Origin of the sequence: Streptococcus suis (assembly GCA_002831545.1) — a bacterium.
Lineage (GTDB): Bacteria > Bacillota > Bacilli > Lactobacillales > Streptococcaceae > Streptococcus > Streptococcus suis_P.
Map to the genome: position 1 here is coordinate 2,654,149 of CP025095.1, position 13,965 is coordinate 2,668,113.

Sequence of the window (13,965 nt, forward strand, 5' to 3'; positions counted from 1 at the left end):
TAATTTTAGTCTTATTCTACTCCAAAAACCATGCTTTGTCAATGTGATTTTGTGAACAAGTTGATAAATGTATATTAAAATGCTATAATAAAGAAAAGTAGCAAGGAGGAAAAGTGATGAAACATTTCAAAAAATACTACTGGCAATACTGTTTCCTGTATCTCCTCTTCTATTTACTAGCAAAGCTCTTATTTCCTAGTTTAGCGGCTATCATAATTACTATCGGCTCCTGGTCTTTAGTCGCCATGCTAGCCTACACAATCTACTACTGGATTTCCTACTGGCTCTATGTCCGTAAACAGAGATAACAAAGGCTCCTCTAAGTTATACTTAGAGGAGATGATTTTTATTTAGAGGTAAGATTTTGGAAAAAGTCAAATTGGCGGTAGGTTTGATTTTCCGGTAAGGTCAAATCCACATCGTCTTCTACATCTGCCACGGTTAATTCGACATCCAAGGGCAAATCCTTCAGTCTATAACGTCTGATTACTCGGCCCTCCGCACTGACAAAGTCCAGCAAATACCCATTTACCCGAACTTGATACAACATCAACTTATCCGTTAAATTTTCAATGACCAGCATATCCATCTTTCTACGTCCGATCGTATAGTCTGGATTGCGATAATACCTAAATTTATTATCCATGTCCAATCTCCTTCATATCAATTACCACATCTGCTTTTTCCCAAATAGCAGGATTGTGGGTCGCAATGACAATCACACGCTTGTCATTTTTTAGTTCTGTCAAGAGCTGCATGACCTCTTCAGAATTTTTGGGGTCAAGTGCAGCGGTTGGTTCATCCGCTAAAATCAAGGGAGGATTTTTTAAAATCAATTTGGCTAGGGCAACCCTTTGCGCCTCTCCACCTGATAGAGTATAGACAGGTTTATTCATATCTAAATAGCCCAGATTGACCTGTTCCATAGCCACCAACTGCCTTTGCAGGCGCTCAGCTTTTGATAGCTTCTGCCCAACAAATCCCAAGTCCAAATTCTCTCTGATGGACTGATTTTCCAACAAGCCAAAATGTTGAAACAGATAGCCCATCTCCTGCCGAAAGAAAACCTGCGAAGATAAGGTGGACAAATCCTGTCCCTGATACATAATCCGCCCACCATCAGTAGCTTCCAGCTTGGCCAGCATATTCAACAAGGTCGTCTTGCCACTACCACTTTTACCAATCAAGGCATATATTTTCCCTTTTTCAAGTTTCATATTCAAATCTGAAAAAATCACCCGTTGTTCAAAACTCTTTTTCAATCCCTGAATCTCAATCATCTTATTGTCCTTTCAATACTGCGACATTGGCAGTTTGTTCCTTTTTATCTTGCAGTTTCAATATCACCATGGCATTGATAGCAAGCAAGCCCACTGCCAAACTGCTCATAACAAGATCGCTTGTCAACCAAACTGATGCAAGCAAGCCTACTAGGAATACCCCTAGTTGTCCCAAGAGATACTGTCCATGAAGCTCACGGAAGGTCATTCCTGCCAAGCGCTTGATAAAGATTTCCCGTCTGAATTGCTCAAAATAGAGTAAGTTCATGGCATCAAAGAGCAAAATAGCCGTTGCTAAAGTCAAGACAGTGCCAATGAGTAACGAATAAAACTCTGTCCGCTTGGTGTTCAAGACACCGACAAAAGTCAAGCGATGATTGACCAGATATGACACCCAGTTATACACACCTTGTTCCTTCATGGCTTCAATCGTAGCCTGATAATCCTTAAACTTCATCCCCATATCAACACTGGTTCCCCAGAACATATCTGAAATCGGTGTTGCACCTGTGGACTCGGGAGTCAAGACAACTATAATCGGATCTGTCAGATACTGAAGCTGGCTACGCTCACCATCATTATAGAGGAAGCGCTGGTGACCGCTATCTGTATAAGTCAGACTGACCTTGGTTTCAAATAACTGCTGGCTACTTATTTCCAAGCTTTCACGAGAAAATCCTTCTAATTCTGCCTGAAACATCTCCTCTACTTGCTTCGCTTGATGTCGCAAGCGCTCTGGCAAAATCAAGCCATATTCCCCTAAAGTCAAGTGATTCATCTTCTCCAAGAATGCGGTATCCACTGCCACCTTCTGCTCGGTCAGATATGCTGGCGTTACATATAGGACATTGCCACGAGGACTATAATCCGTCAGGCGATTGCCCTCTGGGTCCACCTCGCTACCAAAGAGATACTGGTCTACATTGCTTTTGACAAATAGAGCCGACCCAGATTCTAGCTGTCCCTTGGCAAACTCCCGCCACTTTTTATTCTGCTGGGCGACTTCCTCTTCAGACATCATAGCAGAGCTGTAACTAAAAACAGATTTGTAATAGTTATCTCTCAATGCCCATTCTTCCTGTGCCTGTTCAAGCAAGCGAATTTCCTGATAGCCCTGCAATAGACGACTAGAGCTAAAACCGACTACCAAAATAGCTAGAAGTTGCCCAACCATCATCATAGCCAACATCCGTTTGAGAGGAAGTTTTCCCTTGAGCAAATCAACCAAGCTATTTTGCCTCAACCCTAGGAAATACACTAGGCTAAGTAGGACAGAAATGCTAGTAAGAGCCAGTGCATAGAGGAAAAGCCCCAGGAAAAAGACCTGCAAGATGGATAGTAAAAATCCAGCTTGAAGATAGAGAATAAGAAGTCCGATTATAGCCCCCACCGATGTAGCCATCGCAATCTGACGAATATCCTCCCATAAAGGACGAGCCACCACCTGTAAGAAACTTTCACCTGAAATCAGACGAATTCCTGCAAATCGTAAGGTCTTAATCCGATAGATTAAGGTGAGTGCCATGAAGGTCAAGAGAAAGACAAAGAAACTCAGCATGGCTACTTCTGAAACGACTGTGGATAGGAAGATGCTAAAAAGAGAATAGCCATGATGGACCATGCCACTGTAACCCAGTGATTCCAAACTTTCTTTCAAGACTTGGTTGTCCAAATCTCCTGAAACAATCAGATAAGAACTAACCAAGTCGCTGGTTTCAGCACTTTCCTTGGAGGAAACGGTCAAACCTTCTGGAACCTGTCCGCTACCATAGATGGCGTAGGTAAAATTGGTTTCCCCAGAAGCATTAGGCTCGACAATCCGTCTAGCAATCACACTCTTATGTTCATCTGCCAAGTCGGTCAATACCTCTGTCACCTGGTCACGATTGGCTGTCTGTCTATTGGTATCTTTCCCGACGATATCCACTGCCTGATAAGAACCAAACTCTACAAGACTAACCTGACCAGCCAAAGAAATACCCAGGTAAATCGCTACCAATACGGTCGACACTAGAATAAATAAACGTTTCATCGTCTCCTCCAATCCAAGAATAGATTGATAACATTCCTATAACAACCATTGTATCCAATAATGACAAAGCCAGCCATCGCTCTACCTTACAAAGAAATGACAATCTTGTAAGATTCCAGCAAAATGTACTGTGTTAATAGTTGTAATAGAAAGCTGCTTTCTCTCCCCGTTTTGTACTAATCCATGCACGAGAGGTCTGTCCTGCCTGTGCAGACCCTTTACTTGAGGCTCCAGTCCATCGACTTACCACTGTTGAACTATGGTAGCGACTGCTGTGATAATAGTTTGAATAGGCACCACCATTTGCTGCTCCATACGTCTAATCTCCTTCTATGTCTTATCTGTTCTTCCCAAAAACACATAGGATAGACCAATAATAAGTCCAGCCCAGACCAGAATAACAGGAATTCCCATGCCCCAGCTCAATGTATGGTTTTCAATGCTTTTTTGGAAGACACCTGTTGCAATTTCAAAACTTCTCATATAGGTCGTCGGGAGCAGATGAGCAATTTTGAAGAGGGGATTGAGCAGACTTGGTAGCCAGACCATCGAAAACAGGCTAACTGTGGACAAAAAGAGGGCTGTCATACGATTCTTAGTCACCAAGCTAATCAGATAGACAAGACTACTAATGAAGACAAGGGAGAGGACTTGGAGAAGCAAGGTCGGCAGGAGGACAGAGCCAATACTAACAAAGGAAAGCTGGAAACTATTCAAACTATAAGAAAGTGTCGGATAGTGAAGACTTCCAAAACCAAATACCAAACCTGCGGCTAGAAAGGAGACTAGAGAAACCAAACCAAATAGCAAAAGAGAAAAAACAAATCCAACTGCTAATTCCTGCACCATACGTTGTCCCCTAAACAGGGGCAACATCCGATACTTGTCCAATTTTCCAGCATAGGCACCTCCATAAACATTGGTCAATACAAAAGCAATTCCGACAGGAAGAAGGGCAGGGAAGATGTAGGTAAACAAGGACGGAAGAAATTGAAAGGCTGTATGTGGGAAATGGGTATCCTCAAACGGTAAATCAATCTTAGAAAGAGCCGTATAATAAGCAATCTCCCTATCCAAGGCATCCAAAACATCCTTTTCAGGACTATGAGCTTCCAAGGAAGCCTTGGCAGACGACAGATAATCTAGCTGACGGTCATAGACTTGGTCCCATTGACCAGCTGTAAAAGCCTTTAGAAACTCTTCATCCGAGGCAATAATTGCTTGCCCATCTTCTATACTTTTTGAAATATAAACATATTCCTCAGATTCTGGATCCAGACTCTCCAAACGAGCCTTATTTTCCTCGATAGCTTGGGCATTGGTCAGTTGATTCTGCCGAATTTGTGCCCCAAGGTTATTGGCTTGTGAAGCCTGATGATTGAGGAACAGGGTTCCCAAACAAGCAAGTAACAATAATACTAGAGGGACATAGGTCAACTTATTTTTTACTAATTGAGCAAACAGAAATTTCTTGTAAGTCATCAGTCTACCTCCTGCATGGTTTCATTGACCAGTTTCAAGGTCACATTGCAATATTCTTCAATATCCTCTTTATAATGAGAGGTCAAAATAATCATTTTGTCTTCTTGGCAAAGTTGGTGCAAGGCTTTAAAGAAAAGCTTCCGACTTGTTTCATCCAAACCGTTGGTAATCTCGTCCATCAAGAGATAGGTCGCGTCGCTGACCATATACATGGCAATCAAGACCCGTTGTTTCATCCCCAGTGAATACTGGCGAATAGGTAGGTGGATGTAGTCCTCCATTTCCCAGTAGGCAATCACTTGGTCAATATCCACCGAAGACTGCCAAGTTTGTTTGACAAATCGTAAATAGTCCAGACCAGAAAGATTTCCCTCAAACCATTCGCTCGTTTCATAGTAAAACAAGTCCCGATTTGGATGACCAGCAGTGCTAGACCAATTCGACCGACCAGCAAGTGGAGCCAGCAAGCCTGCCACCGTTCTGAAAAATGTTGTCTTTCCAGAACCATTGGTAGCTACAATGCCGTACAAGTTCCCCTTGTGGAATTGATAGGAAAAATTCGTCAAAACAGGATGCCGTGTCGCAATGGTCATGTTTTTAATCTCTAAAGTCATTATCCTCACCTCTCATAAAAAGTGCAGGAGAGATTTTCTCCCCTGCTGAAAATCTTAGTAACCACCTGAATAGTAGTTAATGTGTTGATACCTTGTATAGTTCCAACCTTGACTGACAAAGATACGGCTAGAACCAGCGTAACGTGACCAGTTTGGAATGTTTACATATTGATAACCATGGTAATTACTTCCACCACCAGTATACTTGTTTACATCACAGATTATAAACCATATTCTTACAATCACCAATGACAACAATGTCATCGAAAATAGTCTATAAATCGTAAAAAGGCATTCAAGAGATAGAAAAAGACCTAAAAGACGAACAATCATATCTCTTAGGTCTTTCAGCGATGACATTCATGTCACCGATAAATTATAGTTACAAATATTTTTTCAAATCTTCTTGCCACTCTTCTGTCAATTTATGTGCCAAATGGTCGTTTCCGATGATTTTGGCAAAAGTTTTAGCTGATTGAAACATCGGCTCAGCAGCTGAAAAATCTTGTGTCTTTCTCAATAGTTGCTTCCAAATGAGCATCAATACAAGTGGTTTTTTCTGATAATCCTCCGTCGCTTCCATAACATCCTGCAAACACTCCAGATAGGTATCAAAATAATCATAGTGCTCAATCATTTCAAGGCAGCATAGACCTGAAAAGAGTACATCACGCACAATAAAATAATCTTCTTGACGAGTAATTTTAAACTGCTCAACAAGCCGTAACATAAATAAATCTATCTTTTGTCCGTACTGATAGATGTCCTTTCTTTCTAGCAACTGAAAGAAAAAGAGACGAATTAACAAGATTTCATTAATAGTATAGACTGTTTTAGTTTCCAAGCTCGGTAGATACTCATCTAGTATAGCACTAGCAAATTCTGGATTTCTACTACTTGTCGTATCTATCGTTGCTTGCAGAATGCTATACACTCGCTGTTCATCTAAAGGTAGCTCTTCGTAATAACGATTATAAAGGTCTTCTAACTGTAGCTCCTTTTTATCCAACACCTCCACCTTATTATATATCGGCTCCCGCAGCAACTTGTACTTGAGTTCCAAATAACCTTGTGGCAATTCCTTATAGTCTGGCATCAGGCTATAGGCTGGAATGCCTAAACGCTGGGCAATGTACTCTAGCTTTGGAATAGAGGGCTGCGATTGTCCACTTTCTATCCTAGCTAATTGGCGTACCGTCAACTCGGATTCATCTCTGCAAAAATCTGGGCGACTCAGTCCCTTTTCTAGCCTCAGTTGCTCGATTTTTTGTCCTAAATCCATACCAGTCCCCCACTGCACCTATTTATCCTTACCTAAACAGTATACCACATCTTGCAAACCTTTACAAAAAACACCAGCCTAAGCTGATGTTTCTGTGGTTTCTTATTCACTAGCTTTTACAAGAACATTCTCACGGCGGTAGGTCACTGTCAAATCAAGCAATTCCGCTTCAATCTCTGGTGTCAATTGATCTGCCGTCATTCTCCAAGTCCAGTTGCCACCAAGGGTGTTTGGCAAGTTCATACGAGCTGACCCATCCAAGCCGAGCAAGTCTTGCATGGTAGCCACCGCCATAAAGGCAGGTGAGCCGAAAAGCAAACGGAACATGGCATGACTGACCGTTTCGCCCTCACGACGATTGCTGTACTTATCTAAGAATGCACGCGATTCTTTCGTTGTTTCATTTTCGTACCAGCCAAGAATCGTATCATTGTCATGGGTTCCCGTATATGCCACCACATTATTAGGATGGTTATGCGGCATTTCAATGCTGTCTCCTTCTGGATCAAAAGCAAACTGCAAGACTTTCATGCCTGGGAAACCAGTCCTTTCACGCAATTGAATGACCTTATCTGTCACTGTTCCCAAATCTTCCGCGATAATATTCAAATCGCCCAAGTGGTACTTGATGGTTTCAAAGAGTTCGAAACCTGGTGCTTCGACACGATAGCCATTTACAGCTGTTTCTTCACCCGCTGGAATTTCCCAGAAGGAGGCAAAGCCGATAAAGTGGTCGATACGTACCATATCGTATATCTTAAAGGATTCACGTAAACGAGCAACCCACCAAGTAAATCCGTCATGCTTCATCGCTTCCCAATCATAAATCGGATTGCCCCAAAGCTGACCAATTTCCGAAAAGGCATCTGGTGGGCATCCTGCAACCACACTCGGTTTGCCTTCTTCATCCGTTTTAAAGAAATGAGGGTTGGCCCACATATCAGCAGAATCAGCCGCGATATAAATCGGCATATCCCCAACAAACTCAACACCTTTGGCATTGGCATAAGCCTTTAAAGCCTTCCATTGTGAAAAGAATAAATATTGTGTAATGCGGTGATAATCAATTCGATCTGCCAAGAGCTGACGGTAATACTCTAATGTATCATGATAGCGCAGGCGAGCTCCTTGATCCTCCCAATCAATCCAGGGCTTATTGTCAAAATGCTCTTTGATAGCCATGTACTCCGCAAAGGTATGAATCCAAAAGTCATTCTCCCCTAAGAACATCCAGTAATCTTCTGGCAAGCCTTGTGCCTTCATGTTGGCAACTACCTTCTCCAGTAATGGACGGCGAGCATAAAAAATGGCTGCGTAATCTACCTCTGTAGGATTCTGCCCAAAGTCAACACCGTGTAAATCCTCTGCTGCTAGCCAGCCTTTATCAATCAATATATCGAAATCAATAAAATGAGTATTCCCTGCAAAAGCTGAAAATGACTGGTAAGGCGAGTCACCATAACTGGTCGTTCCCAAAGGCAAAATCTGCCAGTAGCGCTGCTTAGTTCTTACCAAAAAATCAACAAATTCATAGGCCGATTGTCCCATGGAACCAATTCCATATTTTCCTGGTAATGATGAAATGTGCATCAGCACACCACTCTGTCTTACTTTCATAAGCTCTCCTATCTAATCCGCTTACACGACGCAAACGTTTTCTCTTTTCATTATATACTGAAAACGGTAACAAATCAAGGGATTTTCCTTTAATTCTGTTCGTTCCTATACCATTTCATATTTCTCTTCATTATATATACAAAAAAATTCTTATGTTTTTTAAACTCAAAAAAATTTTTAAATTTTTTTATAAAAACGCTTGCAAACGGATTCAATCTGGTGTATAATAAAGTCAACTTAGGAAAACGTTTGCGCAAAGCAGACGTCACACAAAACTATTTATCTTCGGAGGGAAGAAAATGAAACACAATCTCCTTAAGAGCGTTGCTCTTCTTGCTGCATCAACTGCTGTTTTAGCTGCTTGCTCAAACTCAGGTTCATCAACAGAGGCATCTAAGTCTGCTGAAGGTGGTAAAGAATTGACTGTCTACGTTGACCAAGGTTATGAATCTTATATCAACGACGTCAAAGCTGACTTCGAAAAAGAAAATGGTGTGACTGTTACAGTTAAAACTGGTGATGCTTTGACTGGTTTGGATAACTTGTCATTGGACAACCAATCTGGTTCAGCTCCAGACGTTATGATGGCACCATACGACCGTGTAGGTAGCCTTGGTTCTGAAGGTCAATTATCTGAATTGACACTTGCAGATGATAGCAAAGCAGATGACACAACAACTGCTCTTGTAACAAACGGTGGTAAAGTTTACGGTTCACCAGCAGTTATCGAAACACTTGTTCTTTACTACAACAAAGACTTGTTGACTGAAGCTCCTAAGACATTTGCAGAACTTGAAACACTTGCTAAAGATAGCAAATACGCCTTCGAAGGAGAAGCTGGTAAAACAACTGCCTTCCTTGCTGACTGGACAAACTTCTACTACACTTACGGACTTCTAGCTGGTTACGGTGGCTACGTATTTGGCGAAAACGGTACTGATCCAAAAGACATCGGTCTTGCTAATGAAGGTGCCATCAAAGCGATTGAATACGCTAAAACTTGGTATGAAAAATGGCCTCAAGGTCTTCAAGACGGTACTGCTGCAAACAACTTGATTAACACTCAATTTACAGATGGTAAAGCAGCTGCTATTATCGAAGGACCTTGGAAAGCAGCTTCATATAAGGAAGCTGGCGTAAACTACGGTGTAGCAACAATCCCAACTCTTGTAAACGGTAAAAACTACTCAGCATTCGGTGGTGGTAAAGCGTGGGTTGTTCCTACAGGCGCTAAAAACCAAGAAATGGCTCAAAAATTTGTTGACTTCTTGACTGCTACAGACCAACAAAAAGCACTTTACGACGCTACAAACGAAGTTCCAGCTAACACTGACGCTCGTGAATATGCTGTAAGCAAAAACGACGAATTGACAACTGCAGTTATCAACCAGTTCGCTTCAGCTCAACCAATGCCAAACATCTCAGAAATGGGTTCAGTTTGGACACCAGCTGGTAACATGCTCTTCGAAGCTGCAAGTGGGGCAAAAGACGCTAAAACTGCTGCAACAGACGCTGTGAAAGCTATTGCAGACGAAATTGCTCAAAAACACAGCAACTAGTCAAGTTTAAAGTTGGACTGGGAGTTCCTCCCAGTCTACTTTATTACTTAACGATAAACTGAATAGATAAAATCGACCATCTATTCAGAAACTATATAAGGAGACTATGACTATGAAACAAAATCCAGGTAAGGCACTCCTTTTGTCCCTGATCCCTGGTCTCGGACAAATCTACAATAAACAAAAAGCAAAAGGATACATCTTTTTGGGTGTTACCCTTGCCTTCCTTGTTTATTTTATTACAATTGCAGCTGGTGAATTAGGCAACTTGATTACCCTCGGTAGTGTTCGTGGACAAGATAATTCACTATTCATGCTGATTCGCGGTTCTTTCCATTTGATTATCACGGTTGTCTATCTCGCTTTCTATGCACTCAACCTAAAAGATGCACGTGATACTGCGAAACGATGGAATTCAGGGATGCCAGTAGCTACCACATTAAAAGAAATGGTAAAAGGTATCTATGAGAATGGTTTCCCATATCTCTTGATTATCCCATCATATATTGCGATGACCTTTGCTATCATCTTCCCAGTTGTCGTTACATTGTTTATCGCCTTTACAAACTACGACTTCAAACACCTGCCACCAGGTGCCTTGTTGGATTGGATTGGTATTACCAACTTTACAAACATCTGGAAACTAAGCACATTCCGTACAGCATTTGGCTCTGTACTTGGCTGGACAATTATCTGGGCACTCTGCGCTTCAACAGCTCAAATTGTTATCGGTATCTTGACAGCCATCATCGCAAATCAGCCATTCATCAAAGGAAAACGCATCTTCGGTGTTATCTTCTTGCTCCCATGGGCTGTTCCTGCCTTCGTAACTATCTTGACTTTTAGTAACATGTTCAACGATAGTGTCGGCGCTATTAACACACAGGTATTGCCATTCCTGAGCAAATTCCTACCATTCATCGATAATTTCCTTATCCCTTGGAAGACCGACCCATTCTGGACTAAAGTTGCCCTCATTATGATGCAGGCTTGGCTTGGTTTCCCTTATATCTATGTTTTGACCTTGGGTATTTTGCAATCCATTCCAAACGACTTGTATGAAGCTGCTTACATTGATGGTGCAAGTGCCATTCAAAAATTCCGTAACATCACCCTTCCGATGATTTTAGCAGTAGCAGCTCCAACACTAATCAGTCAATACACCTTTAACTTCAACAACTTCTCTATCATCTACCTCTTCAACAATGGTGGTCCTGGTAGCGTCGGTGGTGGAGCAGGTTCAACTGACATCTTGATTTCATGGATTTATAAATTAACCACAGGTACATCACCTCAATACTCAATGGCGGCAGCAGTTACATTGATTATCTCAATGATTGTCATCAGTATTTCCATGATTGCCTTCAAAAAACTAAATGCTTTTGAAATGGAGGATGTATAAGATGAAAGTATCTGTAAAAACTAGACGCATACTCAATCAGACCTTAACCTATCTCTATCTGATTGTTCTGTCTGTTATCATCATCTATCCTCTCTTGATTACAATCATGTCCGCCTTCAAGTCTGGTAACGTGGTTGCCTTCAAATTGGATAGCAATATCAACTTTACACTAGACAATTTCAGCAAGCTCTTTAGCGAGACTCTATACGGAACCTGGTACCTCAATACGCTTATCATTGCTCTCTTGACAATGGTTATTCAAACAAGTATAGTGGTACTAGCGGGTTACGCTTATAGTCGCTATAACTTCATCGCTCGTAAGCAGAGTTTGGTCTTCTTCTTGATTATCCAAATGGTACCAACAATGGCTGCTCTTACCGCCTTCTTCGTCATGGCCCTCATGCTCAATGCGCTCAACCAAAGCTGGTTCCTCATCTTCCTTTATGTCGGTGGTGGTATCCCAATGAACGCTTGGCTCATGAAAGGCTACTTCGATACGGTGCCAATCTCACTTGATGAATCTGCAAAACTAGACGGTGCCGGTCACTTCAGACGTTTCTGGCAAATCGTCCTCCCACTCGTTCGTCCAATGATTGCTGTACAAGCGCTCTGGGCCTTCATGGGACCTTTTGGAGATTACATCCTATCCAAATTCTTGCTTCGTGAAAAAGAATTCTATACTGTAGCTGTCGGCCTTCAAACCTTCATCAGTGATGTGAAGAATATGAAGATTGCCTACTTTGCGGCAGGTGCCATTCTTATTGCCCTCCCTATCAGTATCCTATTCTTCTTCCTACAAAAGAACTTTGTATCTGGTTTAACAAGCGGTGGCGACAAGGGATAACCCTGTCCCACCTTTTCCCTTTTCAGGGGAAACATTGATATTTATGAAAGGTCCAACGAATGCTCCCATATCCTTTTTCCTATTTTTCTAGTATCTTCTCTCCAAGAAATATGTTTGCCAATCGTAGACTAATGAACCTTTGGCAACGGTTGTTTACAACGCTTTTTTTAGTGGCGCTCTTGCTCATTCCGAGCTCCCTACAGACTGTCAATCTCGAAACTTATCCTTTAGAAAATTTCGTAGAAGGTATCTATGCACCTCTGACAGATCAGGTCGTAGATGACCTCCGTCAACATGCAGTCATTGAAAACAACCACCTAACCTATACTGGAAATACTAACTGGGAGCAAGTGACATTTGGTGATACCGTTAGCTCTAGTTCTGACTTTACTTATCAATTCGCCAATCAGTCTCTGACTATTCGTAAAGGAAGTGATATTCTAAGCGAATTGACTTATGAAGGTTTGAATACTGACGATTTTGCTAGTAAGGAGACCTTGACTGCAACCATCTCTAAAAAATGGTATCAAGCCAACCGAGCAGCTGTCGGACTGTCCATCACTCTTATTTCGACCTTTATTTTAACAACAAACCTACTCTTCATCCTACTAGGAGCCAGCTTCTTCCTCTTTTTGACTAAAAAGTCTCGTTTCTTCCATTTTGAAACGTTTGCAGAGTGCTATAATTTTGCTCTCAACTGTCTGGGCCTGCCTACTCTTATAGCCTGTCTAATTGGACTATTTGGTCAACCTGTGACTACCCTTCTGACCATACAAAACATCCTATTTGTGCTATGCTTGTTATGGGTATTTTTCAAAACAAAATTCAGAGATGAAATCTAGGAGGTCTATATGCGTGCAACCATCAAAGATGTGGCTAAATTAGCTGGTGTCTCGCCATCTACAGTTACTCGTGTCATCCAAAATAGCTCTGCCATTAGCCAAAAAACGAAAGACTTGGTTAGGAAAGCCATGGCGGATCTCAACTACCATCCAAACCTCAACGCTCGAAGCCTGGTTTCTAGCTATACACAGGTTATCGGACTGGTTTTGCCAGATGACTCGGATGTTTTCTATCAAAACCCCTTCTTCCCTACTGCCTTACGAGGAATTTCTCAAGTTGCGGCAGATCATAATTATGCCATCCAAATCTCCACAGGAAAGAATGAAGAACAACGTCTAGAAGCAATTTCTCAGATGGTCTACGGCAAACGAGTGGACGGCCTTATCTTCCTCTATTCCAAGCCCGACGATCCATTGGTACAATTGGCTATCCAACACAAATTCCCCTTCCTCATTCTTGGTAAGGCGGATTCTCCATTCATATCACTAGTTGATAATGATAATATCCAGGCCGGCTTTGAAGCTACCAACTACTTCATCAATAAAGGTTACAAAAACATTGCCTTCGTCGCTGGTAACAAAGAGTTGGTCGTATCTCAAGACCGTTATACTGGTTACAAGAACGCCCTTAAATCGCACAATATTCCCCTGGATGAAAACAAGGTCAAGTTTGTGTCTGGCTTCCTTCTCGAAGACAGTGCCTACAAAATTTCTAAGAAATTACTCAAACAAGACCTGGATGCAATCGTCACAACCGACACTTCCGTTGCCGAAGGTGTTGTCAAATATCTCAACGAAGTCGGAGTAAAACTTCCTATCATTTCTTTTGACTCCGTCAAGCCAAAACTAGATATTGAAGCCTACGTTGACGTCCACGCTATTAAGCTAGGACGCGTCGCATTCAATACTCTGCACCAAATCATCAATGACAACAAGGAAGACAAGCAAGTCTGCTACCGACGTGTCATTCCACATACCATCACCGAACTCTAACTTAGAAAGGAGCCTTTT

General features: G+C 41.8%; 14 protein-coding genes and 1 pseudogene. 6 read left to right on the forward strand and 9 right to left on the reverse strand.

What is annotated here, in order from left to right:
- Positions 1-116 precede the first annotated feature (116 nt).
- Positions 117-308: a hypothetical protein gene (locus CWM22_13080; protein ID AUC92755.1), complete on the forward strand. Its 192-nt coding sequence runs from the start codon at positions 117-119 to the stop codon at positions 306-308.
- A gap of 38 nt (positions 309-346) precedes the next feature.
- On the opposite strand, the gene CWM22_13085 is transcribed toward CWM22_13080, so the two are convergent.
- The 9 genes and pseudogenes from CWM22_13085 to malQ form a co-directional block, all read right to left on the reverse strand.
- Positions 347-646: a hypothetical protein gene (locus CWM22_13085; GenBank protein AUC92756.1), complete on the reverse strand. Its 300-nt coding sequence runs from the start codon at positions 644-646 to the stop codon at positions 347-349.
- Entirely contained in the window at positions 639-1,280 is a 642-nt protein-coding gene (locus tag CWM22_13090; protein ID AUC92757.1) for a peptide ABC transporter ATP-binding protein, read from the reverse strand. The genes CWM22_13085 and CWM22_13090 overlap by 8 nt, the downstream gene beginning before the upstream one ends.
- A gap of 1 nt (position 1,281) precedes the next feature.
- The gene (locus CWM22_13095; GenBank protein AUC92758.1) at positions 1,282-3,312 is read right to left on the reverse strand and encodes a bacteriocin-associated protein; all 2,031 of its coding nucleotides are present in this window, start codon (positions 3,310-3,312) and stop codon (positions 1,282-1,284) included.
- A gap of 133 nt (positions 3,313-3,445) precedes the next feature.
- Positions 3,446-3,631, reverse strand: a pseudogene (locus CWM22_13100) (lactococcin 972 family bacteriocin).
- Between the two features lie 11 nt (positions 3,632-3,642).
- Positions 3,643-4,794 (reverse strand): ABC transporter permease, encoded by a 1,152-nt coding sequence (locus CWM22_13105; GenBank protein ID AUC92759.1) that lies wholly within the window; start codon positions 4,792-4,794, stop codon positions 3,643-3,645.
- Positions 4,794-5,408, reverse strand: a complete 615-nt coding sequence (locus tag CWM22_13110) for an ABC transporter ATP-binding protein (GenBank protein AUC92760.1) — start codon at positions 5,406-5,408, stop codon at positions 4,794-4,796. Before CWM22_13110 ends, CWM22_13105 begins: the two co-directional genes overlap by 1 nt.
- Before the next feature lie 54 nt (positions 5,409-5,462).
- Positions 5,463-5,741: a hypothetical protein gene (locus CWM22_13115; protein ID AUC92761.1), complete on the reverse strand. Its 279-nt coding sequence runs from the start codon at positions 5,739-5,741 to the stop codon at positions 5,463-5,465.
- 49 nt (positions 5,742-5,790) lie between these two features.
- Positions 5,791-6,690 carry an XRE family transcriptional regulator gene (locus CWM22_13120; GenBank protein AUC92762.1) on the reverse strand — a complete coding sequence of 300 codons (900 nt, stop codon included), beginning with the start codon at positions 6,688-6,690 and terminating at the stop codon, positions 5,791-5,793.
- 102 nt (positions 6,691-6,792) lie between these two features.
- Positions 6,793-8,307 carry a 4-alpha-glucanotransferase gene (gene malQ, locus CWM22_13125; GenBank protein AUC92763.1) on the reverse strand — a complete coding sequence of 505 codons (1,515 nt, stop codon included), beginning with the start codon at positions 8,305-8,307 and terminating at the stop codon, positions 6,793-6,795.
- A gap of 299 nt (positions 8,308-8,606) precedes the next feature.
- Between malQ and CWM22_13130 the strand changes: the two genes are divergently transcribed.
- The 5 genes from CWM22_13130 (at position 8,607) to CWM22_13150 (ending at position 13,947) form a co-directional block, all read left to right on the forward strand.
- Positions 8,607-9,866: a sugar ABC transporter substrate-binding protein gene (locus tag CWM22_13130; protein AUC92764.1), complete on the forward strand. Its 1,260-nt coding sequence runs from the start codon at positions 8,607-8,609 to the stop codon at positions 9,864-9,866.
- Positions 9,867-9,972: 106 nt separating this feature from the next.
- The gene (locus tag CWM22_13135) at positions 9,973-11,268 is read left to right on the forward strand and encodes a sugar ABC transporter permease (protein ID AUC92765.1); all 1,296 of its coding nucleotides are present in this window, start codon (positions 9,973-9,975) and stop codon (positions 11,266-11,268) included.
- Position 11,269: 1 nt separating this feature from the next.
- Positions 11,270-12,112, forward strand: coding sequence for a sugar ABC transporter permease (locus CWM22_13140; protein ID AUC92766.1), 843 nt, complete (start codon positions 11,270-11,272; stop codon positions 12,110-12,112).
- A 59-nt stretch (positions 12,113-12,171) separates the two neighbouring features.
- Positions 12,172-12,954, forward strand: a complete 783-nt coding sequence (locus CWM22_13145) for a hypothetical protein (GenBank protein ID AUC92767.1) — start codon at positions 12,172-12,174, stop codon at positions 12,952-12,954.
- A gap of 9 nt (positions 12,955-12,963) precedes the next feature.
- Positions 12,964-13,947: a LacI family transcriptional regulator gene (locus CWM22_13150; protein AUC92768.1), complete on the forward strand. Its 984-nt coding sequence runs from the start codon at positions 12,964-12,966 to the stop codon at positions 13,945-13,947.
- The last annotated feature ends 18 nt before the right edge of the window (positions 13,948-13,965 follow it).